This is a genomic window from Pseudomonas sp. ABa2, assembly GCF_056676075.1.
Genome location: NZ_CM155239.1, coordinates 1,865,408 through 1,887,307, shown reverse-complemented (window position 1 = coordinate 1,887,307; position 21,900 = coordinate 1,865,408). Strand labels below are relative to the sequence as shown.

Genomic DNA, 21,900 nt, shown 5'->3' with positions numbered 1-21,900 from the left:
GCCGATCCCCAGTACGCAGAACGGCGCCCTGGGGCGCCGTGTGTCGAGCGGACAGACTTCAGCGGCTCTGGTAATGCCGGTAGAGCCCCGGCGGGATGCCGCTGCTGTCGGTGGCGCGCCAGGGCCCGCCGGGCTGCGGCGACCAGCTCCAGCCGCTGGCCCAGCGATAGAAGATGCGCTCGCGGTAGTAGAGGTCGCGCGCGCCCTCGACCACGTAGACGCCCAGCGCCGGGTTCCAGTGGCTGGCCACGCCCGGCGGCGGCGCGTAGCGCGGGTGCGACGGCTGCTGCACCGGCGGCAGCGAGCCGAGCGGCGCACTGGGCTGCACGGCGCAACCGACCAGACTCAGGCTGAGCGCGCCAAGCAGCGCCAGGCGCTTCATTGCGCCTGGCCGTCGCGGCTGTCGATCAGCAGCGCCTGGGTGTCGCGAGCGGTGTTCGACACCGGCCCGCGCTGGCCGATCCACTCGCCGCGGGTGGCATTGCCCTCGCGCGACACCCGCGCCACCAGCTGCACCTGTTCGAAGGCCGACAGCTTGAGCTCGGGCATCATCGCATCGACATCCGACAGGCTGACCTGCGCCGGCAGGTCGGAAACCTTCAGGCGCTTGACCGCCAGCGGTATGGGCGGGCCGCTCAAGGCGCGGGCGAAAACGAACACGCTGTCGTCCGGCTGTACCTGCGCCTGCACCTCGGGCGACAGCGCCACGCTGACTTCCAGGGCATGCACCTTGGCGCCCGGCGCGGCGGCGGCCGGCGGCTGCTCGCCTGCGCCAATCTGCTGACGGGCACGCTCGATGCCGCCGGCAATCGCCGCGCGCGACGGGTCCTGTTCCGGCAGCACCGCCACCAGGCGCTCCCAGTAGCGCACCGCATCGGCGTAACGCTGGCTCTCGTAGGCGGCGATGCCGAGCAGGCCGAGGCTGGTCACCTCTTGCGGGTCGGCCTTCAGCGCCTCGTCGGTCAGCGCCTGCAGCTCGTCGTTCCATTGCTTGCCGCCGGCGAAGTACAGCGCCTGCGCCCACTGGCCGAGCAACTCCGGCGCACGGCCGGCCCGCTTCACCGCCTGTTCGAAGGCCTTGGCCGCATCAGCGGCGCGCTCCTGGGCCATATAGGTGCGGCCGAGGAAGTACCAGGCCTCGGCCGACTCCGGGTTGTCCTTGAGCGACTGTTCCAGGCGCACGGTCATCTCTTCGATGCTCTGCGGCTGCTGCGCGGCCAGCTGGCGGGTCTGCTCGACCTGAGCCAGGGCGCCCCAGTGCAGGTACAGGCCGACGCCCAGCAGCGGCACCAGGATGGCGGCGAGCAGCGGGATCTTGCCGCCGAGCACGCCGCTGCGGCGCTGCACGCCTTCGGTATCGGCCAGCAGTTCGCGCGCGGCCTCGGCGCGGCCGGCCTCGAGCTGGGCGTCGTCGAGCACGCCGGCCTGGCGCTGGGTTTCCAGCTCCTGCAGGCGCTCCTGGTAGAGGGTGACGTTGAGGGCGGTGCGGTCTTCCTCGGCCTGCAGCTTGCGAATGCGCAGCACCGGGATCAGCAGAAACGCCAGGGCGGTCAGCAGCAGCAACCCGGCGGGCAACCAGAAATCGATCATTGGTCTTTCTTGTCCTGAGAGTTTTGCTCGAGCAGCGCGGCGAGGCGCTGCTGCTCATCGGCGGAGAGGCCGGCGGCCGGGCGCGTCTTCTGCTGCTTGCGGCGGCGCAGGACGATGGTCCCGAGCACGCCGAAGCCGATCAGCAGCAGGCCGGCCGGGCCGTACCAGAGCAGCAGGGTGCGCCCGGTGACGGGCGGGTTGTAGAGCACGAAGTCGCCGTAGCGCGAGACCAGGAAGTCGATGATCTGCTCGTTGCTCTTGCCCTCCTCCAGCATGCGGAAGATCTCGCTGCGCAGGTCCATGGCGATCGGCGCGTCGGAGTCGGCGATGTTCTGGTTCTGGCACTTGGGGCAGCGCAGTTCTTCGATCAGGTTGCGGTAGCGCTGGCGCTCCGCCTCGCTGGCGAACTCGAAGGTGTCGATGGCGGCCTGGGCGCCGGCCAGCAGGCCGAGGCTGAGACCGCAACTGAGCAGCAGGCGCTTCATGGCTGCACCTCGTCGGCCAGTTGCTGGTAGATCGGCGCCAGCTTCTCGCGCCAGACGCGCTCGTCGATGGTGCCGACGAACTTGTGGCGGATGATGCCCTGGGCATCGACGAAGAAGGTTTCCGGCGCGCCGTACACGCCCAGGTCCAGGCCCAGGCTGCCCTTGGCGTCCTCGATGTTGAGCTGGTAGGGGTTGTGCAGGTCGCGCAGCCATTTCTGCGCCGGCTCGCGTTCATCCTTGTAGTTGACCCCGTGGATCACCACGCCGGCCTCGGCCAGCTTGTTCAGCACCGGGTGCTCGTGACGGCAGGCCGGGCACCAGGTGGCCCAGACGTTGACCAGCGCCGGTTTGCCCTTGAGGTCCTCCTGAGTCAGGGTGCGCGCCGGATCGTCCAGCGACGGCAGGCTGAAGGCCGGGAAGGGCTTGCCGATCAGCGCCGAGGGCAGCTCCGAGGGGTCGAGGAACAGCCCGCGGTAGAGAAACACGGTGATGCCGAGAAAGGCCAGCAGCGGCAGCAGCAGCAACAGTCGTTTCATGCCTTGGCCTCCGCCATGCCGAGGGCTTCGCGCACGCGGGTGCGCACCTTGATCCGGTAACGCGAATCGCTGGCGGCGAGGAAACCGCCGAGGCCCATCAGCAGCGCGCCCAGCCAGATCCAGCGGACGAAGGGCTTGATGTGCACGCGCACCGCCCAGGCGCCCTGCTCCAGCGGCTCGCCGAGGGCGACGAAGAGGTCGCGGGTGAAGCCGGCGTCGATGCCCGCCTCGGTCATGGTTGCCTGCTGCACGGTGTACAGACGCTTCTCCGGGTGCAGCACCTTGATCTGCCGCTCGCCGTCGAACACCCGCACCGTGCCCTTGTCGGAGATGAAGTTGGGCCCCTCATGGTGCACCGCGCCGTCGAACTGGAAGCGATAACCGCCCAGTTCCACCGAATCGCCCGGCGCCATGCGCAGGTCGCGCTCGTAGCTGCCCAGGCTGGTCAGCACCACGCCGATGGCGCACAGGGCGAAACCGAAATGTGCCATCTGCATGCCCCAGTAGCTGCGACCGAGGCTCGGCAGGCCCTTGAGCAGGCCCTTGTGGCGGGTCTTGTCGAGGATGTCGCGGGCACCGGCCAGCACCACCCAGGCCGCCAGCAGGCAGACGGCGAGCACCGCCCAGTGGAAGTCGCCGTGGACGAAGGTGGCGACCAGCGCCAGCACCACGCTGGCCACCAACACCGGCGCCAGCATGCGCCCGAGCCAGTGCAGCGGGGTGTCCTTCCAGCGCACCAGCACGCCGACGCTGATCACTGCCATCAGCAGCGCCATCAGCGGCACGAACAGCGCGTTGAAGTAAGGCGGGCCGACCGACAGCTTGGCCCCGGTCAGTGCGTCGAGCACCAGCGGGTAGAGGGTGCCGAGCAGGATCATCGCCGCGGCCACCACCAGCACGATGTTGTTGACCAGCAGCAGGGTCTCGCGCGACCACAGGCCGAAGCCGACCTGGCTGCGCACCACCGGCGCGCGCAGGGCGAACAGCGCCAGCGAGCCGCCCACCACCAGCAGCAGGAAGGCGAGGATGAACACGCCGCGCTCGGGGTCGGTGGCGAAGGCATGCACCGAGGTCAGCACCCCGGAACGCACCAGGAAGGTACCGAGCAGGCTGAGGGAGAAGGCGGCGATGGCCAGCAGCACGGTCCAGCTCTTGAACACGCCGCGCTTCTCGGTCACCGCCAGCGAGTGAATCAAAGCCGTCCCCACCAGCCAGGGCATAAAGGAGGCGTTCTCCACCGGGTCCCAGAACCACCAGCCGCCCCAGCCCAGCTCGTAGTAGGCCCACCAGGAGCCCAGGGCGATACCGATGCCGAGGAAGGCCCAGGCGACTATGGTCCACGGACGCGACCAGCGCGCCCAGGCGGCGTCCAGCTTGCCGCCGAGCAGCGCGGCGATGGCGAAGGCGAAGGCCACCGAGAAGCCGACGTAACCCATGTACAGCATCGGCGGGTGGACGATCAGGCCGAAGTCCTGCAGCAGCGGGTTGAGGTCGCGGCCGTCCATCGGCGCATTCGGCAGCAGACGCTCGAAGGGGTTGGAGGTGACGATCAGAAACAGCAGGAAGCCGATGCTGATCATGCCCATCACCGCCAGCACGCGGGCCAGCATCTCTTCCGGCAAGTGGCGGGAGAAGATCGCCACGGCGAAGGTCCAGCCGGCCAGGATCAGCGCCCACAGCAGCAGCGAGCCCTCGTGGGCGCCCCACACGGCGCTGAACTTGTAGTACCAGGGCAGCGCGCTGTTGGAGTTGTTGGCCACGTAGGCGACGGAGAAGTCGTCGACCATGAAGGCGTAGGTCAGGCAGAGGAAGGAAAACAGCAGGAAGGCGAACTGGCCCCAGGCGGCCGGCTGCGCCAGGCTCATCCACTGGTGGTCGCCGCGCCAGGCGCCGATCAGCGGCAGCGTGGCCTGCACCAAGCACAGGCACAGCGCCAGGATCATCGCCAGATGGCCGAGCTCGGGGATCATTGCGCACTCTCCTGCTGGTAGGCCTGTTTGCCGGCAGTGGCGGCGTCGTGTTGCTGCTTCATGCCGCTCTTCTCCAGCGCCTGCATCACTTCCGGCGGCATGTAGTTCTCGTCGTGCTTGGCCAGCACCTCGTCGGCCACCAGCACGCCCTGCTCGTTGACCTTGCCCAGGGCGACGATGCCCTGGCCCTCGCGGAACAGGTCGGGGAGGATGCCCTGGTAGCGGATGGTGATGCCCTTGGCGCCGTCGGTGACCACGAAGTCCACCTCCAGGCTGTCCGGCGAGCGCTTCACCGAGCCCTCCTCCACCAGCCCGCCGGCGCGGATGCGGGTATCGAGCGGCGCCTCGCCGTCGGCGATCTGGGTCGGGGTGTAGAACAGGTTGATGTTCTCCTGCAGCGCGGTCAGCGCCAGGGCCACGGCGATGCTGACGCCGCAGAGGATGGCCAGAACGATGTACAGACGTTTCTTGCGGACCGGATTCACTTCGACTTCTCCCGGCGCAAACGGCGCGCCTCGTCTTGCAGGTAACGGCGGCGCGCCAGGATCGGCCACGCCACATTCAGCGCCAGCACCGCCAGGCTGATGCCGTAGGCGCTCCACACGTAGGCGCCATGGCTGCCCATGGCGAGAAACTCGGCGAAGGAGGAAAAACTCATGCCTTGCCCTCCACCAGGGATTCGACCTCGGCTTTCACCCAACTGCTGCGCGCCTCGCGCTTGAGCACCTCGGTGCGCATGCGGTAGAGCAGCACGGCGCCGAAGAAGCAGTAGAAGCCGAGCACGGCGAGCAGCAGCGGTAGCCACATTTCCACCGGCATGGCCGGCTTCTCGGTGATCTTGAAGGTGGCGGTCTGGTGCAGCGAGTTCCACCACTCCACCGAGTACTTGATGATCGGGATATTGACCACCCCGACTATGGCCAGCACCGCGCAGGCCTTGGCCGCGCTGTCGCGGTTGCTGATGGCGTTGCCCAGGGCGATCACGCCGAAGTAGAGGAACAGCAGGATCAGCATCGAGGTCAGGCGCGCGTCCCACACCCAATAGGTGCCCCAGGTCGGCTTGCCCCAGATGGCGCCGGTGAGCAGGGCGATGGCGGTCATCCAGGCGCCGATGGGCGCGGCCTGCTGCAGGGCGACGTCGGCCAGCTTCATCTTCCACACCAGGCCGACCAGGCCGGCGACCGCCAGCATCACGTAGATCGACTGGGCGAGGAAGGCCGCCGGCACGTGGATGTAGATGATCCGGAAGCTGTTGCCCTGCTGGTAGTCCGGCGGCGCGAAGGCCAGGCCCCAGACCAGCCCGGCGGCGATCAGCAGCCCGGCGGCGATGCTCAGCCAGGGCAGCCAGCGGCCGCTGATCTCATAGAACCACTTGGGCGAACCCCACTTGTGAAACCACGTCCAGTTCATCGCTCGACTCATCACTCAAACGTGGCCCGGATGCAATCCGGGGAAGCGCGGGCCACGGTTCACGGTTCGTTATTATTCGCCGACGCTGATGGTCAGGCCGGCGGCAATTGCAAAAGGTGTCAGGGTCACCGCCAGGGCGGTGAGGCTGGCCAGCCACAACAGGTGGCCGGTCGCCGGCAATCCTTGCAGGGCCGCCTGCAGCGCCCCGCTGCCGAGAATCAGCACCGGGATGTACAGCGGCAGAATCAGCAGCGCCAGCAGCAGGCCGCCGCGCTTGAGACCGACGGTGAGCGCCGCGCCCACCGCGCCGAGCAGGCTCAGCACCGGGGTGCCGAGCAGCAGCGACAGCAGCAGCACCGGCAGGCAGCGCCCGGGCAGGCCGAGCATCAGCGCCAGCAGGGGCGCCAGCAGCACCAGCGCCAGACCGCTGAACAGCCAGTGTGCCAGCACCTTGGCCAACACCAGAAGAGGCAGGGGGTGCGACGAAAGGACCCACTGTTCCAGCGAGCCGTCCTCGAAATCGCTGCGGAAAAGCCCGTCCAGCGAGAGCAGCACGGCCAATAGCGCCGCCACCCACAGCAGCCCCGGCGAAAGGGTTTGCAACAATTGCGTCTCCGGCCCCACCGCCAGCGGAAACAGCGCGACCACTATGGCGAAGAACACTAGCGGGTTGGCCAGCTCGGCCGGACGCCGCGCCAGCAGGCGCATTTCACGGGCGAGCAGCAGGCTGAAGACGTTGCTCATGCGGCGTGCTGCCCCAGGTCCAGTTCGCGGTAGGTGGCCGGCTTGTGCTGCAGGCTGTGGTGGGTGGTCAGCACCACCACCCCGCCGCGCTCGCAGTGCGCCGCCAGGTGCTGCTCCAGCTGCGCCACCCCTTGTTTGTCCAGCGCGGTGAAAGGCTCGTCGAGCACCCACAGCGGCGGCGCATCGGCCAGGTACAGGCGCGCCAGGGCGACGCGGCGCTGCTGACCGGCGGACAGGGTGTGGCTGGGCACGTCCTCGAAGCCGCGCAGGCCGACGGCGGCCAGCGCCTGCCAGATCGCCTCGCGGCCGACCGGGGTGTGCAGCGCGCAGAGCCAGGCCAGGTTTTCCTCGGCGCTCAGCAGGCCCTTGATGCCGGCGGCGTGGCCGATCCACAAGAGATTGCGCGCCAGTTCGCCGCGCTGTTCGGCCAGCGGCCTACCCTGCAGGCGGATGCTGCCGGCGGTGGGCTGCATCAGCCCGGCCAGCAGGCGCAGCAGGCTGGTCTTGCCGCTGCCGTTGGGGCCGCTGATCTGCAGCATGTCGCCGGCCTGCAGATGAAAATGCAGGTGTTCGAAGAGCATGCGCCAATCCCGCTCACAGCTGAGCGCCACGGCTTCGAGAAGGGGGGCGGGAGGTGTCATCGCTACCTGGCAGGGTTAAAGTCGGCGGTGCCCCGGCCGCTATACTGACGCGAGCCGGAAGTGCGGTGCGGAACGGGGCGGCATTATACATGTCGCATCACTGTCCCCGCAGTCAGCATTTTCGACAGGGTGTTAATAGACTTTCGGCCTACCGAGCGCTCATGAGCGAAATCAGCAGTCCCCGTCCGCTTCCCGCCACGCCGCCGGCGGTGCGCCCCGCCGTCAGCGCCGCCGACCTGGCCGTGCGCCTGCTGCAGCCGCTGGACGGCCTGCTGGCGGCCGGCGAAAGCGCCAAGGCCGAGGTGATCGCCCTCAAGGAACAGGCGCAGAGTTTCCAACTGCTGCTCAAGCTGACCCTGGCGGGCGGGCGCCAGGCCACCCTGCAGGCCGAGAGCCCGCGCCCGCTGGCCCAGGGCAGCGCGCTGCTGGTCACCGCGCTGTCCGACACCCGCCTGGCCCTGGCGCTGCAGGCCGGCGGTGACAAGCCGCTGACCAGCCTCGACCTGCAACAACTGCCGCCCGGCACCCTGGTGCAGGGCAAGGTGACCAGCCGCGAACCGTTGCCGCCGCAGGGTGCGCAGGCGGTCTACCGGCTGCTGGTCAACCTGCTCAACACCCCGCTGGCCGGCCGCCAGCTGGCCCTCGACAGCCCGCTGGCGCTGCCTCTGGGCAGCCTGCTCAGCGCCCAGGTACAGGGCAGCCAGAGCCTGAATTTCCTGCCGCTCAGCGGCCGCCTCGATCAACTGGTGCTGGGCCAGCAACTGGCCGCCCAGCACAATCGCCAGGCCTCGCTGGAGGGCCTGCTCAAGGGGCTGCAGGGCCTGGCTGGCAAGGCCGAACTGAGCGGCGAGCTGCGCAGCGGCATCGAGCGCCTGCTCGGTGCTCTGCCCGACAGCACCCAACTGAGCACGGCCAAGGGCCTGGCCCAGGCCCTGGAAGGCAGCGGCGTGCTGCTGGAAGCCAAGCTGCTGCAGGGCCAGACCGCCGCCCTGCCCCAGGACCTGAAAGCCAACCTGCTGCGCCTGATCGCCCAGTTGTTGCCACAACTGCCCGGCGGCGCCGCCACCCTTGCCGGCCTGCAGGGCGCCATGGGCCAGGCGCTGCCGGCGCTGGCCCGGCAGATGCTCGGCGGTCTCAGCCCCGCCGGCGCCGCGCGCCAACAGGCCCTGGGCTTTCCCCTGCCGTCGCGGCTGCTGCAGAACCTGGATGGTGAGGCCGACCTGGAAACCCTGCTCAAACTCGCCGCCGCGGCCGTCTCGCGCCTGCAGACCCACCAGCTGTCGAGCCTGGCGCAGACCCAGGTAGATGCCAACGGCAACCTGCTGACCACCTGGCAGCTGGAGCTGCCCATGCGCCACCAGCAGGAGCTGATCCCGCTGCAGATCAAGCTGCAGCGCGAGGACAGCGGCAAGGCGGACAAGCCGGAGCATAAGGAAACCCTCTGGCGCGTCGAGCTGGCCTTCGACCTCGACCACCTCGGCCCGCTGCAGGTGCGCGCCCAGCTGCTGCGCGGCAGCCTGTCCAGCCAGCTGTGGGCCGAGCGCGCCGATACCGCCAATCTGATCGGCGCCGAACTCGGCAACCTGCGCGAACGCCTGCAGGCCGCCGGCCTCGAGGTCGGCGAACTGGCCTGCAGCCAGGGCCTGCCGCCGCAGGGGCCGAAAACCACGCTGGAACAACGCTGGGTGGACGAAACCGCATGAGCCGCAAGAGCAAGGCCGAGCCGCGCCAGGCCATCGCCCTCAACTACGACGGGCACAACGCCCCCGTGCTCAGCGCCAAGGGCGACGACGAGCTGGCCGAGGCCATCCTCGCCATCGCCCGCGAATACGAGGTGCCGATCTACGAGAATGCCGAACTGGTGCGCCTGCTGGCCCGCCTGGAGCTGGGCGACGCCATCCCCGAGGCGCTGTACCGCTGCATCGCCGAGATCATCGCCTTCGCCTGGTACCTGCAGGGCAAGACCCCGCCCGGCTTCGCGGCCGACGCCGAGCGCGACGTCAGCCCGCCACTGCCGCGGCTCAAGGGACCGGCAGACTGACCGCCAGCGCCTCGCCGGCCGCGCCCTTGCCGCTGGGGAAGTCGAACAGCTGCCAGGCGAAGTAGCCGCCGCGGAAATAGAACACCCGACTGAAGCCCCAGGCCACCGCCTGCTGCACCGCCTGCGCGCTTTGCGGGCAAACCTCGCTGTCGCAGTAGATCACCAGTGGCAGCGCGCGCGGCCAGTGCCTCTGCTGCAGCCCGGCGAAGCGTCCGGCCAGGTCCATGTGCAGGGCACCGTGGACATGGCCCCAGCCCCATTCGCGCGACGGACGCACGTCGATGAACAGCGCGCCGTGGTCGTAGAGGTGCTTGGCCTGCAGCACGTTGACCGTGATCGCGCCGCGCACCTCCAGCGGCGCGTCCTGGGCGGCGAGCGGCAGGCACAGCAGCCAGCCGACCAACAGCAGAATCAGGCGATGCATGACGAACACCCCGCGGCGATGCCTACAGCATCAGCTTAGGCGTGGCCAGGGGGCGTACTAGGATTGATTGGCGAAGATCGGACGAGCTTTTAAGAACGCCGACGACTATGCGTCGGTTATTGCGCCTTGGACTGGTGCAGGCGGCTGATCAGTTCGGCCTCGGCCTGGCTCAGGCCGCAGGACTGGGTCAGATCCTCGACGCTGGCGCCCATGCCGACCAGGCGCGCGGCCTGAGTGAAGGACAGGCTGCTGGGGTCGCGCTGCTCGATCTGACTGAGCTTGTCCGGCAGCGGCGCCACCACCCGGCGCAGCTCGTGCAACTCCTCGCCCATGCGGATGCTGCCGGTCAGGTAGGCATCCAGGCGCTTGCCCAGCTCCTTGATCCGCGCGTCGCGCACGGCATCGCACTTGGCCTGCTCCGCCAGCATGCGCTGCTGGTTGCGGTACAGGCCATGGCAGACGATGCCCAGCGCCACGCAGAGCAGCGCCAGGGCGATCAGGGCGGCTTCGAGCACTAGATACTCTCCAGCTCCGACCACTCTTCCTCGGTCATCATCTTGTCCAGCTCGACCAGGATCAGCAGTTCGCCGTTCTTGTTGCACACGCCCTGGATGAACTTGGCCGACTCGTCGTTGCCCACGTTCGGCGCGGTCTCGATCTCCGACTGGCGCAGGTAGACCACCTCGGCCACGCTGTCGACCAGGATGCCCACCACCTGCTTGTCCGCCTCGATGATGACGATGCGGGTGTTGTCGGTGACCGGCGCCGAGCCCAGGCCGAAGCGCTGGCGGGTGTCGATCACGGTGACCACGTTGCCGCGCAGGTTGATGATGCCCAGCACGTAGCTCGGCGCCCCCGGCACCGGGGCGATCTCGGTGTAGCGCAGCACTTCCTGCACCTGCATCACGTTGATGCCATAGGTCTCGTTGTCCAGGCGAAAGGTCACCCACTGCAGAATCGGATCTTCGGCACCCTGTGCAGAACTTTTCTTCATGTCCCTAGCCTCGTCAAAAACCGCTCGCTGCGGCATGCGCGGGTCGACCCGCTTGTCATCAACTTTAGAGCCCGGCGCACGCGCGGGCCCGCTAATTCTCAGTGCAGCTTGCCGGCGGCGAGGCGCTTGGCGCCGCCGCTGGCGATCAATTCGGCGAGTGCCGCCACGTCGAGCAACGCGCACATGTGCTCGATCACCGTACCGGCCAGCCAGGGACGCTGGGTGCGCTGGCTGCGCCACTTGACCTCGGCCGGGTCGAGACGGATCGACCGGCTGACCTGATGCACCGCCAGCCCCCATTCATAGCCCTGCACCGAGATCACGTACTGCAGGCCCTCGCGGAAATCCTCGCGGTAGCGATCGGGCATCACCCAGCGTGCGGTGTCCAGCACCTTGAGGTTGCCCGCCTGGCTCGGCAGGATGCCGAGGAACCAGTCCGGCTGGCCGAACAGCGGCGTCAGCTCCTGCCCCTCCAGCGGATAGATCGAACCCAGGCAGATCAGCGGCACGGCCAGGGTCAGGCCGGCGACGTCGAACAGCAGGCACTCGAACGGCTCCTCGGCCCAGCTCGGCCGCCCCTCCAGCTGCAGCGCGGCCGGCTGCGCCGGCGGCGTTTCGAGCGGCGCGGCAAGCGGCGGGGCCTGCACCTCCACCTCCGGCGCGACCACCAGGGCCACCGGCGCGCGCGGCGCGACGACAGGTGCGGGAGCGACCGGCGCAGGCGCCGTCAGGCGCGCATCGCGCACCTGTTCCTCGAGCACTGCGCTCTCGAATTCCTCGAGGCTGACGGACATCTCCAGCTCGGCCGCGGCCTCCTGCAACAGACCGTCGAGGTAGGACTGCAGGGCCAGCTGGGAACGCGTGGCGGTGGCGAGGGTACGACTCATGACTGAAACCCGTGATGGAGACCTGTACAGCCTATCGGCCGCAGCCCGGCCCGACTTGAGTGCGCCAGTTCAACACAGACGGGCATGTCAGGCCACCTGCGCTGCCGGTTGATGGCTCAGCAGGTGCTTGAGCAACGCCCGATAGGCGATCACCCCGCGACTGCCGGCATCGAACTGCGAGGGCGTGCGCCCGGCCCGGCTGGCATCGCGCAGACGGGTATCGACCGGGATGTAGGCCTGCCAGAGGTGCTCGGGATAGCTGTTGCGCAGCACCCGCAGGGTGCTCATCGAGGCCTGGGTACGGCGGTCGAACAGGGTCGGCACTATGGTGTAGGGCAGCGCCTGCTTGCGCGAGCGGTTGATCATGGCCAGGGTGCTGACCATGCGTTCGAGGCCCTTGACCGCGAGAAACTCGGTCTGCACCGGGATCACCAGCTGCTGGCTGGCGGCCAGGGCATTGACCATCAGCACGCCGAGCAGCGGCGGGCTGTCGATGATGGCGTGGTCGAAATCCTCCCACAGCTGCGCCAGGCTCTTGGCGATCACCAGGCCCAGGCCGCTCTGCCCCGGCGACTGGCGCTCCAGGGTGGCCAGCGCGGTGCTCGACGGCAGCAGGGAGATGCGTTCGTGGCTGGTGCCGTGCAGCAGCTGCCTGGGCAGGCCCTGGGGCACGCCGCCCTGGTGCAGGAACAGGTCGAAGCAGCTGTGCTCCAGCGCATCGGGATCATGGCCGAAATAACTGGTCATCGACCCGTGCGGGTCGAGGTCGACCACCACCACCCGCTTGCCAGCATCGGCCAGCAGGCCGGCCAGGGCGATGGAGGTGGTGGTCTTGCCGACACCACCCTTCTGATTGGCTACTGCCCAGACTTTCATCTTCTTTCATCCTCCCGGCGTGAAGCACTCAGGCCGAGAACGGTTGTCGCCGGCACGCAGCAGGCGACTGGGATTTGACGGCTCACGATTGCGGAACCTCCGACACAGGCGCCGGTGCAGGTTGCGTGCCAGCGCCGGACTGCTGCGCCGCCGTGCTGCCGGCGCTGCGCCGGGTGTCGAGGTTGCGCGAAATCACCAGCACCACGCGGCGGTTGCGCCCCCGCCCTTCGGCCGTGGCGTTGTCCGCCACCGGCTGGAACTCGCCGTAGCCGACCGCCGCCAACCGCGCCGGATCGACGCCGTCCATGGCCAGCATACGCACGATGCTCGCCGCCCGCGCCGAGGACAGCTCCCAGTTGGTCGGAAACTGGCTGGTCTGGATCGGCAGGTTGTCGGTGAAACCTTCCACCTTCACTGGATTCTGATAAGGCGCCAGAATCTTGGCGACCTTCTCGATGATGTCGAACGCCTGGTTGTTCGGCAGCGCGTCGCCGCTGGGGAACAGCAGGCTGGAACTCAGCTCGATCTCGATCCACATCTCGTTGCCGCGCACGGTCAGCTGCTCGTTCTGGATCAGCTCGCCGAAAGCCTGGCGCACGCTGGCGGCGATGTCCTGCAGGGAGTCGTCCGGGGTCTCGCTGTTGGCCTCGTCCAGCGAGGCGCGCTCGGGCTCGCCGGTGCGCGGCCGCTCCTCGCCCACCGGGATCGGCTTGATCGAGCGATCCGGCTGGTTGAACACGCCGGTCAGGGTCTCGGAGAGAATCTTGTACTTGCCCTCGTTGAGCGAGGAGATCGAGTACATCACCACGAAGAAGGCGAACAGCAGGGTGATGAAGTCCGCGTAGGACACCAGCCAGCGCTCGTGATTCTCGTGTTCTTCATGCTGCCGCCGACGCGCCATGACAGCCTCCCATCAGTCCATGAAGCCTTGCAGCTTCAACTCGATGGACCGCGGGTTCTCACCCTCGGCGATGGACAGGATGCCCTCCAGCAGCATCTCGCGGTAACGCGACTGGCGCATGGCGATGGCCTTGAGCTTGTTACCGGCCGGCAGCAGCAGCAGGTTGGCGAAGCCGACGCCGTAGATGGTGGCGACGAAGGCCACGGCGATGCCGCTGCCGAGCATGCTCGGGTCGGCCAGGTTGCCCATCACGTGGATCAGCCCCATCACCGCGCCGATGATGCCGATGGTCGGCGCGTAGCCGCCCATGCTCTCGAACACCTTGGCCGCCTGGATATCGCGCGCCTCCTGGGTGTACAGATCGACCTCGAGGATGCTGCGGATGGATTCCGGTTCGGCGCCGTCGACCAGCAGCTGCAGGCCCTTGCGCGCATAGGGGTCGGGTTCGGCGTCGGCCACCGCCTCGAGACCGAGCAGGCCTTCCTTGCGCGCCACCATGCTCCAGCCGACCACGCGGTTGATGCCGCCGATCAGGTCGATGCGCGGCGGGAAGAAGATCCAGCGCTGGATGGCCATGGCGCGCTTGAACACGCTGACCGGCGCCTGCAGGAAGGCCGCGCCGAGGGTGCCGCCGATCACGATCAGCGCCGCCGGGCCGTTGAGCAGCGCGCCGGCGTGGCCGCCCTCCAGGTAGTTGCCGCCGAGAATCGCGACGAACGCCAGAATGACGCCGATCAGGCTCAGTACATCCATGCGCACGCGCCCGTGTGAGGGTTCATTACAGGCAGGCCTCGGTCAGGTGCCGGCCGATCTCGTCGAGGCCGTAGACCGCGTCGGCCAGGTTGGCCTTGACCACCGCCATGGGCATGCCGTAGATCACGCAGCTGGCCTCGTCCTGCGCCCACACCTGGCTGCCGCCCTGCTTGAGCAGGCGCGCGCCTTCGCGGCCGTCGGCGCCCATGCCGGTGAGCACCACGGCCAGCACCTTGTCGCCATAGGACTTGGCCGCCGAGCCGAAGGTGATATCGACACAGGGCTTGTAGTTCAGGCGCTCGTCGCCGGGCAGGATCTTCACCGCGCCGCGGGCGTCGACCATCATCTGCTTGCCGCCGGGGGCCAGCAGGGCCAGGCCGGGGCGCAGCACATCGCCGTCCTCGGCCTCCTTGACCTGGATGCGGCAGAGCTTGTCCAGACGCTCGGCGAAGGCCTTGGTGAAGGCTGCCGGCATGTGCTGGACGAGCACCAGCGGCGCCGGGAAATTGGCCGGCAGCTGGGTCAGCACCCGCTGCAGGGCCACCGGGCCGCCGGTGGAGGTACCGATGGCCACCAGCTTGTAGGCCTTGCGCTTGGGCGCCGCGGAACTGGCGCCGACTGCGCCGCCGGGCGCCGCAGCCGGGCTCGCCGGGCGCGGTTGCAGGCCGGCCGGGCGGGCCGTGGTTGCCGCCGGCCGGCTGCCCGGCGCGGGCACAGGGCTGGCCGTAGCCGGCGCCGGAGCGACCGCGGCCGAACTAAAACGGCGGTTGCTGCGCGCAATGCTGTGCACCTTCTCGCACAGCAGCTGCTTGACCTTCTCCGGGTTGCGCGAGATGTCCTCGAAATTCTTCGGCAAAAAATCCACCGCGCCGGCGTCCAGGGCGTCGAGGGTGACGCGAGCGCCTTCGTGGGTCAGCGAGGAAAACATCAGCACCGGCGTCGGACAGCGCTGCATGATGTTCCGCACCGCGGTGATGCCGTCCATCATCGGCATCTCGTAGTCCATGGTGATCACGTCGGGCTTGAGCGCCAGCGCCTGGTCGATGGCCTCGCGGCCATTGGTGGCCGTGCCCACCACCTGGATATTGGGGTCGGCAGACAGAATTTCCGAAACGCGCCGGCGGAAGAAGCCGGAGTCGTCCACCACCAAAACCTTGACTGCCATACACACTCCTAAACGGCGCCGGACCTACCGACGCCGCAACCATCAGAAACGTCGAGCGTAGCGCTTGAGCATGCTCGGTACGTCGAGAATCAGGGCGATGCGCCCGTCGCCGGTGATCGTGGCGCCGGACATGCCCGGGGTGCCCTGGAGCATCTTGCCCAGCGGCTTGATCACCACCTCTTCCTGACCCACCAGCTGGTCGACGACGAAGCCGATGCGCTGACTGCCCACGGTGAGGATCACCACATGGCCTTCGCGCTGGCCCTCGTGGAAGGCCTGCGGCACCAGCCAGCGCTTGAGGTAAAACAGCGGCAGCGCCTTGTCGCGGACGATCACCACCTCCTGGCCGTCGACCACGTTGGTGCGCGACAGGTCGAGGTGGAAGATCTCGTTGACGTTGACCAGCGGGAAGGCGAAGGCCTGGTTCTCCAGCATCACCATCAAGGTCGGCATGATCGCCAGGGTCAGCGGCACCTTGATGATGATCTTCGAGCCCGCCCCCTTCTGCGAGAACACGTTGACCGTGCCGTTGAGCTGGGAAATCTTGGTCTTGACCACGTCCATGCCGACGCCGCGGCCGGACACGTCGGAAATCTCGGTCTTGGTCGAGAAACCCGGGGCGAAGATCAGGTTGTAGCACTCGAACTCGTTCAGGCGGTCGGCTGCATCCTTGTCCAGCAGCCCCTTCTCCACCGCCTTGGCGCGCAGCACGTCGGCGTCCATGCCCTTGCCGTCGTCGGTGATCGACAAGAGGATGTGGTCGCCCTCCTGCTCGGCGGACAGCACCACCCGCCCGCCTCGCGGCTTGCCGGCCTTCTCGCGTTCCTCCGGGGTCTCCACGCCGTGATCGACGGCGTTGCGCACCAGGTGCACCAGCGGGTCGGCCAGGGCCTCGACCAGGTTCTTGTCGAGGTCGGTTTCCTCGCCCACCAGCTCGAGGTTGATTTCCTTCTTCAGGTTGCGCGCCAGGTCGCGCACCAGGCGCGGGAAGCGACCGAAGACCTTCTTGATCGGCTGCATGCGGGTCTTCATCACCGCGGTCTGCAGGTCGGCGGTGACCACGTCGAGGTTGGACACCGCCTTGGACATGGCCTCGTCGCCGCTGTTGAGGCCCAGGCGCACCAGGCGGTTACGCACCAGCACCAGCTCGCCGACCATGTTCATGATCTCGTCCAGGCGCGCGGTATCGACCCGCACCGTGGTTTCCGCCTCGCTGGCCGCCGGCGCCTTGTCTGCCGCGGGCGCCGGAGCTGCAGGCGGACGGGGTGCGGCCGGTTCGGCCTTGGCCGCCGGCTTCGCCGCAGCCGGCTTGGCTGGGGCAACCGGGGCAGCCGGCTTGACGACCGGAGCGGCAGCGGTCTCGCTGGGCGGGACGAACTTGCCTTTGCCGTGCAACTGGTCGAGCAGGGATTCGAATTCGTCGTCGGTGATCTCGTCGCTGCTCGCCGCCGCCACCGGGACGGCCGGCGCTGGCGCTTCGACCGCACCGGCGAACTGGCCCTTGCCGTGCAACTGGTCGAGCAACGCCTCGAATTCGTCGTCGGTGATTTCGTCGCCGGCCGGCGCCGCGACGGCCGCGACCGCCACGGCCGCGCCGACGGAGCTCTCAGCCGCCGCGGAGAACTGGCCCTTGCCGTGCAGCTGGTCGAGCAGAGATTCGAATTCGTCGTCGGTGATCTCGTCGCTGGCCGCCACGCTGTCGCCGGCCGGCGCTTCGCCGAGGGCATCGAGCAGCTGCTCGAACTCGCTGTCGGTGATGTCGCCGGAGGCGGCGGCTTCGGACTTCGGCGCGGCAGCCGGCGCCACGGCGGCGGGCTCGGCACCAGCCGGCTCGGCCAGCCGCGACAGCGCCGCCAGCAGCTCGGCCGACGCCGGGGTCGGCTCGCTGCGCTCGCGCACCTGGCCGAACATGCCGTTGACCGCATCCAGGGCTTCGAGCACCACGTCCATCAGCTCGGCGTCGACGCGTCGCTCACCCTTGCGCAGGATGTCGAAGACGTTCTCGGCGATATGACAGCACTCCACCAGCTCGTTGAGCTGGAGGAATCCAGCCCCGCCCTTGACGGTATGGAAACCGCGGAAAATGGCGTTGAGCAGGTTCATGTCGTCCGGGCGGCTTTCCAGCTCGACCAACTGTTCGGACAACTGTTCGAGGATCTCGCCGGCCTCTACCAGGAAGTCCTGGAGGATTTCTTCATCGGCGCCGAAGCTCATAGGGGGGAACTCCTTAGAATCCTAGACTGGACAGCAGGTCGTCGACATCGTCCTGACTGGAGGCGACGTCATCACGCTTATCGGCATGAATCTGCGGACCTTCACCCCGAGATGGCTCTTTTAATTTTTCCTGTTCGGCGCGCAGCTGCTCATGGTCGTGCTGAATGCCGGCGAAACGGTCGACCTGACTGGCCATCAGCACCAGTTTGAGCAGGTTGCTTTCCACCTCGGTGACCAACTGGGTGACGCGCTTGATCACCTGCCCGGTGAGGTCCTGGTAGTCCTGCGCCAGCAGAATGTCGTTGAGGTGGCCGGACAGCTTGCTGCTGTCGCGCTCGCTGCGGGCGAGGAACAGCTCGATACGCTTGGCCAGCTCACGAAAGCCCTCGGCGCCCATCTCCCGGCGCATGAAGCGGCCCCATTCGGCGCTCAGGCTCTGCGCTTCGTCGCTGAGGTCGTTGACCAGCGGTGCGCTCTGCTCGACCAGGTCCATGGTGCGATTGGCCGCCTTCTCGGTCATGGTGACCACGTAATTCAGGCGTTCGGTGGCATCGGCAATCTGCGACAGCTCCTGGGCATGCGGCATGCGCGGATCGAGCTGGAAGTTGACGATGGCGTTGTGCAGCTCGCGGGTCAGCTTGCCGACCTCGTGGTACAGGCCGCGGTCGCGGACCTTGTTGAGCTCGTTGATCAGTTGTACCGCGGCGCCGAAGTTGCCTTTTTCCAGGCTGTCGACCAACTCGCGGGCGTTGCTTTTCAGGGTCGACTCGAGGTCGCCCAAGATGGAGTCATCGTGTTCCATAGCACCCTCGCGGCCGACATCAGCCGTTGACCCGCTCGAAGATCTTCTCGATCTTTTCCTTCAGCACCTGGGCGGTGAAGGGTTTGACCACATAGCCGTTCACGCCGGCCTGGGCCGCCTCGATGATCTGATCGCGCTTGGCCTCGGCGGTGACCATCAGCACCGGCAGGTGCTTGAGGCGCTCGTCGGCGCGCACCGCACGCAGCAGGTCGATGCCGGTCATGCCGGGCATGTTCCAGTCGGTCACCAGGAAGTCGAAACTGCCGCTCTGCAGCATGGGCAGCGCCGAGGTGCCATCGTCGGCCTCTGCGGTGTTGGTGAAACCCAAATCACGCAAGAGGTTCTTGATGATCCGTCGCATCGTCGAGAAATCGTCAACGATGAGGATTTTCATGTTCTTGTCCAAGTCGACCTCCGTACAGTCCCAAACGTATTGCGCTCGGCAATACGCCCTTTAATCGTGAAACCGGCCAGCCCTCAGCTGGCGCGCCACTCGCCCAGGCGCGCGCGCAGACGCGCGGCGCATTGGCTGTGCAACTGGCTGACGCGCGACTCGCTGACCCCCAGCACTTCGCCGATTTCCTTCAAGTTCAGTTCTTCATCGTAATACAGCGCCAGCACCAGGCGTTCGCGCTCCGGCAGCCCGGCGATGGCCTCGGCCAGGGCCGCCTGGAAGCGTTCGTCTTCGAGGTCCCGCGAAGGTTCGAGGTGGGTGTGCCCGGCGTCTTCGTGCAGCCCGCCGTGCTCGCCGTCCTGCAACAGGTCGTCGAAACTGAACAGGCGGCTGCCCAAAGTGTCGCCAAGGATGCCGTAGTAATCTTCCAGACTCAATTGGAGTTCGGCCGCAACCTCCTGATCTTTAGCGTCGCGCCCGGTTCTCGCTTCCACGACGCGGATCGCGTCGCTGACCATGCGGCTGTTGCGGTGCACCGAACGGGGCGCCCAGTCGCCCTTGCGCACTTCGTCGAGCATGGAGCCGCGGATGCGGATGCCGGCGAAGGTTTCGAAGCTGGCACCCTTGCTGGAGTCGTATTTACGCGAGGCCTCGAGCAGGCCGATCATGCCGGCCTGGATCAGGTCGTCGACCTGCACGCTGGCCGGCAGACGGGCCAGCAGGTGATAGGCGATACGTTTGACCAGAGGCGCATAGCGCTCGATCAACTGGTGCTGCGAATCCTGCGCCTGCGCCTTGTTGTACATACGAAGTCCAGAAGCTGCTGTCATACGGCGCTGTCTGCCGTCGGTTGCTGCACCAGACGTTCGACGAAAAACTCCAGATGGCCGCGGGGGTTGGCCGGCAGCGGCCAGGTATCGACCTTCTGGGCTATCGCCTTGAACGCCAGGGCGCACTTGGATCGTGGGAAGGCTTCGTAGACGGCGCGCTGCTTCTGCACGGCCTTGCGCACGCACTCGTCGTAGGGCACGGCGCCGACGTACTGCAGGGCGACGTCGAGGAAGCGATCGGTCACCTTGGTCAGCTTAGCAAAGAGGTTGCGCCCTTCCTGCGGGCTGTGGGCCATGTTGGCCAGCACGCGGAAGCGGCTGATGCCGTGGTCGCGGTTGAGCAGCTTGATCAGCGCGTAGGCATCGGTGATCGAGGTCGGCTCGTCGCACACCACCACCAGGATCTCCTGGGCGGCGCGGACGAAGCTGACCACCGCATCGCCGATGCCAGCGGCGGTGTCGATCACCAGCACGTCGAGATTCTCGCTGATCTCGCTGAACGCCTGGATCAGCCCCGCGTGCTGCATCGGCGAGAGGTTGACCATACTCTGCGTGCCGGACGCCGCCGGCACGATGCGGATGCCGCCCGGCCCCTGCAGCAGCACGTCGCGCAGGTCGCACTCGCCGCTGATCACATCGGCCAGGGTGCGCTTGGGCGCCAGCCCCAGCAGAACGTCGACGTTGGCCAGGCCGAGGTCGGCGTCCATCAGCATCACCCGCCGACCGAGATCGGCCAGGGCCATGGACAGATTCACCGACACATTGGTCTTGCCGACGCCACCCTTGCCGCCGGTCACCGCGATCACCTGTACGGGATGCATACCCATGTTTTCTACACACCTTGTCTAACTTCGACTTGGCCATCCGGCCGTTCACTCCGGCGACGGTGTCGCCCGAGGGTGCAACATTCTCTTCTCGCTGCCTCAGCCGGCGCGTCGCGCCGGGCTCTGGTAGAGCCCGGCGAACAGCTGCGCCATGGCGTCCTCGCTCGGCTCCTCGGCGGCCTGCAGGCCCACCGCGCGGCTGACCAGCTGGTGGCTGCGCGGCACCTGCAGATCGTCCGGAATCCGCGGGCCGTCGGCGACATAGGCTACCGGCAGATGCTGGCTTATAGCCAGGCCTAAAGCCTCGCCCAGGCTGGCGGCTTCGTCCAGCTTGGTCAGTATGCAGCCTGCCAGGCCGCAGCGCTTGTAACTATGGTAGGCGGCCTTGAGCACTTGGCTCTGGCTGGTGGCCGCCAGGACCAGGTAATTCTTCGCCTGCAGGCCGCGCGCCGCCAGGCTCTCCAGCTGCAGGCGCAGCGCCGGGTCGTTGCCCGGCAGACCTGCGGTGTCGATCAGTACCACGCGTTTCTTCGCCAGTGGCGCCAGGGCCTGCAGCAGCGACTGGCCGGGGTCGACCTGGGTCACCGACACGCCGAGGATGCGGCCCAGGGTCTTGAGCTGCTCCTGCGCGCCGATGCGATAGCTGTCCATGCTGACCAGGGCGACCTGCTGCGCGCCGTGCTTAAGCACGTAACGGGCCGCCAGCTTGGCCAGGGTGGTGGTCTTGCCCATGCCGGCGGGGCCGACCAGGGCGATCACCCCACCCTCTTCCAGCGGCTCGATTTTCGGCGTCTTGATCGCGTGGGCCAGGTAGGCCAGCAGCATGCGCCAGGCCTGGCGCGGCTCGGCGACGTCGGCGACCTTGTTCAGCAGCGCCTGCGACAGCTCGGCAGACAGGCCCATGCGCTGCAGCCGGCGCCAGAGGTTGGCCTGTTGCGGGCGGCGGGTCTGCAGCTGGCCCCAGGCGATGGAGCCGAGCTGCATTTCGATCAGTTCGCGCAGGCCGTGCAGTTCGAAGCGCATGGCGTCCAGCGCGCGCGGATCGACCGCAGGCTGCACCGGTGCAGGCTCGGCCGGGCGCTGCGGCTTGACCGGGGTGGCCGGCAATTCCGGCGCCACCAGCGACTCGTTGGCGAACAGCTGGCGATCCTTGCCGGCGTCCTGCTCGGCACGGGTAGCCAGTTCGGCCTGGGCGCTGGCGATGCGCGCCTGGGTCTTGCGCAGCTCGGCTTCCAGGGCCGGGTTCGGCCGTACCGGCGCCGGCGTCACCTGGTAATCCAGCGCAGCGGTCAGCTCGACGCCGCCGGCCACCCGGCGATTGCCGATGATCGCGGCATCGGCGCCCAGCTCGTCTCGCACCAGTTTCATGGCGGCCCGCATATCGGCGGCGAAGAAGCGTTTGACCTGCATGACCCTTTA

26 protein-coding genes are annotated in these 21,900 nt (G+C 67.8%); 2 read left to right on the top strand and 24 right to left on the bottom strand.

The window, feature by feature from the left end; all coding sequences use genetic code 11:
• Positions 1 to 58: 58 nt before the first annotated feature.
• The 10 genes from AC1G9C_RS09340 to ccmA form a co-directional block, all read right to left on the bottom strand.
• Positions 59 to 382: a hypothetical protein gene (locus AC1G9C_RS09340; protein WP_397497364.1), complete on the bottom strand. Its 324-nt coding sequence runs from the start codon at positions 380 to 382 to the stop codon at positions 59 to 61.
• Positions 379 to 1,590 carry a c-type cytochrome biogenesis protein CcmI gene (ccmI, locus tag AC1G9C_RS09335; RefSeq protein ID WP_480410005.1) on the bottom strand — a complete coding sequence of 404 codons (1,212 nt, stop codon included), beginning with the start codon at positions 1,588 to 1,590 and terminating at the stop codon, positions 379 to 381. Before ccmI ends, AC1G9C_RS09340 begins: the two co-directional genes overlap by 4 nt.
• Entirely contained in the window at positions 1,587 to 2,075 is a 489-nt protein-coding gene (locus AC1G9C_RS09330; protein WP_122108397.1) for a cytochrome c-type biogenesis protein, read from the bottom strand. The genes ccmI and AC1G9C_RS09330 overlap by 4 nt, the downstream gene beginning before the upstream one ends.
• Complete coding sequence (locus AC1G9C_RS09325) at positions 2,072 to 2,611, bottom strand: DsbE family thiol:disulfide interchange protein (RefSeq protein WP_480410004.1); 540 nt, start codon at positions 2,609 to 2,611, stop codon at positions 2,072 to 2,074. The genes AC1G9C_RS09330 and AC1G9C_RS09325 overlap by 4 nt, the downstream gene beginning before the upstream one ends.
• Positions 2,608 to 4,581, bottom strand: a complete 1,974-nt coding sequence (locus AC1G9C_RS09320) for a heme lyase CcmF/NrfE family subunit (protein ID WP_480410003.1) — start codon at positions 4,579 to 4,581, stop codon at positions 2,608 to 2,610. Before AC1G9C_RS09320 ends, AC1G9C_RS09325 begins: the two co-directional genes overlap by 4 nt.
• Positions 4,578 to 5,066 (bottom strand): cytochrome c maturation protein CcmE, encoded by a 489-nt coding sequence (ccmE, locus tag AC1G9C_RS09315; protein ID WP_021443801.1) that lies wholly within the window; start codon positions 5,064 to 5,066, stop codon positions 4,578 to 4,580. The genes AC1G9C_RS09320 and ccmE overlap by 4 nt, the downstream gene beginning before the upstream one ends.
• The gene (ccmD, locus tag AC1G9C_RS09310) at positions 5,063 to 5,239 is read right to left on the bottom strand and encodes a heme exporter protein CcmD (protein WP_021443802.1); all 177 of its coding nucleotides are present in this window, start codon (positions 5,237 to 5,239) and stop codon (positions 5,063 to 5,065) included. Before ccmD ends, ccmE begins: the two co-directional genes overlap by 4 nt.
• Entirely contained in the window at positions 5,236 to 5,991 is a 756-nt protein-coding gene (locus tag AC1G9C_RS09305) for a heme ABC transporter permease (RefSeq protein ID WP_021443803.1), read from the bottom strand. The genes ccmD and AC1G9C_RS09305 overlap by 4 nt, the downstream gene beginning before the upstream one ends.
• Before the next feature lie 72 nt (positions 5,992 to 6,063).
• Entirely contained in the window at positions 6,064 to 6,735 is a 672-nt protein-coding gene (ccmB, locus tag AC1G9C_RS09300; RefSeq protein WP_021443804.1) for a heme exporter protein CcmB, read from the bottom strand.
• Complete coding sequence (ccmA, locus tag AC1G9C_RS09295) at positions 6,732 to 7,376, bottom strand: cytochrome c biogenesis heme-transporting ATPase CcmA (protein ID WP_397497368.1); 645 nt, start codon at positions 7,374 to 7,376, stop codon at positions 6,732 to 6,734. Before ccmA ends, ccmB begins: the two co-directional genes overlap by 4 nt.
• Positions 7,377 to 7,537: 161 nt before the next feature.
• On the opposite strand from ccmA, the gene fliK reads away from it, so the two are divergent.
• Both fliK and AC1G9C_RS09285 read left to right on the top strand, forming a co-directional pair.
• Positions 7,538 to 9,079 carry a flagellar hook-length control protein FliK gene (gene fliK, locus AC1G9C_RS09290; RefSeq protein ID WP_397497369.1) on the top strand — a complete coding sequence of 514 codons (1,542 nt, stop codon included), beginning with the start codon at positions 7,538 to 7,540 and terminating at the stop codon, positions 9,077 to 9,079.
• Positions 9,076 to 9,417 carry an EscU/YscU/HrcU family type III secretion system export apparatus switch protein gene (locus tag AC1G9C_RS09285; protein ID WP_457790364.1) on the top strand — a complete coding sequence of 114 codons (342 nt, stop codon included), beginning with the start codon at positions 9,076 to 9,078 and terminating at the stop codon, positions 9,415 to 9,417. The genes fliK and AC1G9C_RS09285 overlap by 4 nt, the downstream gene beginning before the upstream one ends.
• On the opposite strand, the gene AC1G9C_RS09280 is transcribed toward AC1G9C_RS09285, so the two are convergent.
• The 14 genes from AC1G9C_RS09280 to flhF form a co-directional block, all read right to left on the bottom strand.
• Complete coding sequence (locus AC1G9C_RS09280; RefSeq protein WP_480410002.1) at positions 9,398 to 9,841, bottom strand: rhodanese-like domain-containing protein; 444 nt, start codon at positions 9,839 to 9,841, stop codon at positions 9,398 to 9,400. The genes AC1G9C_RS09285 and AC1G9C_RS09280 overlap by 20 nt on opposite strands.
• A gap of 116 nt (positions 9,842 to 9,957) precedes the next feature.
• Positions 9,958 to 10,356, bottom strand: a complete 399-nt coding sequence (locus AC1G9C_RS09275) for a DUF2802 domain-containing protein (RefSeq protein ID WP_122108406.1) — start codon at positions 10,354 to 10,356, stop codon at positions 9,958 to 9,960.
• On the bottom strand, positions 10,356 to 10,835 hold the full coding sequence (locus AC1G9C_RS09270) for a chemotaxis protein CheW (protein ID WP_021445082.1): 480 nt from the start codon (positions 10,833 to 10,835) through the stop codon (positions 10,356 to 10,358). Before AC1G9C_RS09270 ends, AC1G9C_RS09275 begins: the two co-directional genes overlap by 1 nt.
• A 98-nt stretch (positions 10,836 to 10,933) precedes the next feature.
• Positions 10,934 to 11,722, bottom strand: a complete 789-nt coding sequence (locus AC1G9C_RS09265) for a CheW domain-containing protein (RefSeq protein ID WP_122108407.1) — start codon at positions 11,720 to 11,722, stop codon at positions 10,934 to 10,936.
• An 87-nt stretch (positions 11,723 to 11,809) separates the two neighbouring features.
• Positions 11,810 to 12,598 (bottom strand): ParA family protein, encoded by a 789-nt coding sequence (locus AC1G9C_RS09260; RefSeq protein WP_021444534.1) that lies wholly within the window; start codon positions 12,596 to 12,598, stop codon positions 11,810 to 11,812.
• Between the two features lie 82 nt (positions 12,599 to 12,680).
• Positions 12,681 to 13,499 carry a flagellar motor protein MotD gene (gene motD / locus AC1G9C_RS09255; protein ID WP_021444533.1) on the bottom strand — a complete coding sequence of 273 codons (819 nt, stop codon included), beginning with the start codon at positions 13,497 to 13,499 and terminating at the stop codon, positions 12,681 to 12,683.
• A 12-nt stretch (positions 13,500 to 13,511) separates the two neighbouring features.
• Entirely contained in the window at positions 13,512 to 14,252 is a 741-nt protein-coding gene (locus AC1G9C_RS09250) for a flagellar motor protein (RefSeq protein WP_021444532.1), read from the bottom strand.
• 25 nt (positions 14,253 to 14,277) lie between these two features.
• Entirely contained in the window at positions 14,278 to 15,417 is a 1,140-nt protein-coding gene (locus AC1G9C_RS09245; protein WP_480410001.1) for a protein-glutamate methylesterase/protein-glutamine glutaminase, read from the bottom strand.
• Positions 15,418 to 15,459: 42 nt separating this feature from the next.
• On the bottom strand, positions 15,460 to 17,631 hold the full coding sequence (locus tag AC1G9C_RS09240; RefSeq protein WP_480410000.1) for a chemotaxis protein CheA: 2,172 nt from the start codon (positions 17,629 to 17,631) through the stop codon (positions 15,460 to 15,462).
• 13 nt (positions 17,632 to 17,644) lie between these two features.
• The gene (locus tag AC1G9C_RS09235; RefSeq protein WP_021441788.1) at positions 17,645 to 18,433 is read right to left on the bottom strand and encodes a protein phosphatase CheZ; all 789 of its coding nucleotides are present in this window, start codon (positions 18,431 to 18,433) and stop codon (positions 17,645 to 17,647) included.
• Positions 18,434 to 18,452: 19 nt separating this feature from the next.
• Entirely contained in the window at positions 18,453 to 18,827 is a 375-nt protein-coding gene (locus AC1G9C_RS09230; RefSeq protein ID WP_169968482.1) for a chemotaxis response regulator CheY, read from the bottom strand.
• Between the two features lie 83 nt (positions 18,828 to 18,910).
• A complete protein-coding gene (gene fliA / locus AC1G9C_RS09225) occupies positions 18,911 to 19,657 on the bottom strand; it encodes an RNA polymerase sigma factor FliA (protein WP_031302503.1) in 747 nt (248 codons plus the stop codon).
• Positions 19,654 to 20,484: a flagellar synthesis regulator FleN gene (gene fleN / locus AC1G9C_RS09220; RefSeq protein ID WP_031302501.1), complete on the bottom strand. Its 831-nt coding sequence runs from the start codon at positions 20,482 to 20,484 to the stop codon at positions 19,654 to 19,656. Before fleN ends, fliA begins: the two co-directional genes overlap by 4 nt.
• 96 nt (positions 20,485 to 20,580) lie before the next feature.
• Positions 20,581 to 21,891, bottom strand: a complete 1,311-nt coding sequence (gene flhF / locus AC1G9C_RS09215) for a flagellar biosynthesis GTPase FlhF (RefSeq protein WP_021441785.1) — start codon at positions 21,889 to 21,891, stop codon at positions 20,581 to 20,583.
• Positions 21,892 to 21,900: the final 9 nt, after the last annotated feature.

What these genes read in the sequence shown, in the direction of transcription:
- AC1G9C_RS09340 (WP_397497364.1), bottom strand. Translation starts at nt 382, where the DNA reads ATGAAGCGCCTGGCGCTGCTTGGCGCGCTCAGCCTGAGTCTGGTCGGT.
- ccmI (WP_480410005.1), bottom strand. Translation starts at nt 1,590, where the DNA reads ATGATCGATTTCTGGTTGCCCGCCGGGTTGCTGCTGCTGACCGCCCTG.
- AC1G9C_RS09330 (WP_122108397.1), bottom strand. Translation starts at nt 2,075, where the DNA reads ATGAAGCGCCTGCTGCTCAGTTGCGGTCTCAGCCTCGGCCTGCTGGCC.
- AC1G9C_RS09325 (WP_480410004.1), bottom strand. Translation starts at nt 2,611, where the DNA reads ATGAAACGACTGTTGCTGCTGCTGCCGCTGCTGGCCTTTCTCGGCATC.
- AC1G9C_RS09320 (WP_480410003.1), bottom strand. Translation starts at nt 4,581, where the DNA reads ATGATCCCCGAGCTCGGCCATCTGGCGATGATCCTGGCGCTGTGCCTG.
- ccmD (WP_021443802.1), bottom strand. Translation starts at nt 5,239, where the DNA reads ATGAGTTTTTCCTCCTTCGCCGAGTTTCTCGCCATGGGCAGCCATGGC.
- AC1G9C_RS09305 (WP_021443803.1), bottom strand. Translation starts at nt 5,991, where the DNA reads ATGAACTGGACGTGGTTTCACAAGTGGGGTTCGCCCAAGTGGTTCTAT.
- ccmB (WP_021443804.1), bottom strand. Translation starts at nt 6,735, where the DNA reads ATGAGCAACGTCTTCAGCCTGCTGCTCGCCCGTGAAATGCGCCTGCTG.
- ccmA (WP_397497368.1), bottom strand. Translation starts at nt 7,376, where the DNA reads ATGACACCTCCCGCCCCCCTTCTCGAAGCCGTGGCGCTCAGCTGTGAG.
- fliK (WP_397497369.1), top strand. Translation starts at nt 7,538, where the DNA reads ATGAGCGAAATCAGCAGTCCCCGTCCGCTTCCCGCCACGCCGCCGGCG.
- AC1G9C_RS09285 (WP_457790364.1), top strand. Translation starts at nt 9,076, where the DNA reads ATGAGCCGCAAGAGCAAGGCCGAGCCGCGCCAGGCCATCGCCCTCAAC.
- AC1G9C_RS09280 (WP_480410002.1), bottom strand. Translation starts at nt 9,841, where the DNA reads ATGCATCGCCTGATTCTGCTGTTGGTCGGCTGGCTGCTGTGCCTGCCG.
- AC1G9C_RS09270 (WP_021445082.1), bottom strand. Translation starts at nt 10,835, where the DNA reads ATGAAGAAAAGTTCTGCACAGGGTGCCGAAGATCCGATTCTGCAGTGG.
- AC1G9C_RS09265 (WP_122108407.1), bottom strand. Translation starts at nt 11,722, where the DNA reads ATGAGTCGTACCCTCGCCACCGCCACGCGTTCCCAGCTGGCCCTGCAG.
- AC1G9C_RS09260 (WP_021444534.1), bottom strand. Translation starts at nt 12,598, where the DNA reads ATGAAAGTCTGGGCAGTAGCCAATCAGAAGGGTGGTGTCGGCAAGACC.
- motD (WP_021444533.1), bottom strand. Translation starts at nt 13,499, where the DNA reads ATGGCGCGTCGGCGGCAGCATGAAGAACACGAGAATCACGAGCGCTGG.
- AC1G9C_RS09250 (WP_021444532.1), bottom strand. Translation starts at nt 14,252, where the DNA reads ATGGATGTACTGAGCCTGATCGGCGTCATTCTGGCGTTCGTCGCGATT.
- AC1G9C_RS09245 (WP_480410001.1), bottom strand. Translation starts at nt 15,417, where the DNA reads ATGGCAGTCAAGGTTTTGGTGGTGGACGACTCCGGCTTCTTCCGCCGG.
- AC1G9C_RS09240 (WP_480410000.1), bottom strand. Translation starts at nt 17,631, where the DNA reads ATGAGCTTCGGCGCCGATGAAGAAATCCTCCAGGACTTCCTGGTAGAG.
- AC1G9C_RS09235 (WP_021441788.1), bottom strand. Translation starts at nt 18,433, where the DNA reads ATGGAACACGATGACTCCATCTTGGGCGACCTCGAGTCGACCCTGAAA.
- AC1G9C_RS09230 (WP_169968482.1), bottom strand. Translation starts at nt 18,827, where the DNA reads ATGAAAATCCTCATCGTTGACGATTTCTCGACGATGCGACGGATCATC.
- fliA (WP_031302503.1), bottom strand. Translation starts at nt 19,657, where the DNA reads ATGACAGCAGCTTCTGGACTTCGTATGTACAACAAGGCGCAGGCGCAG.
- fleN (WP_031302501.1), bottom strand. Translation starts at nt 20,484, where the DNA reads ATGGGTATGCATCCCGTACAGGTGATCGCGGTGACCGGCGGCAAGGGT.
- flhF (WP_021441785.1), bottom strand. Translation starts at nt 21,891, where the DNA reads ATGCAGGTCAAACGCTTCTTCGCCGCCGATATGCGGGCCGCCATGAAA.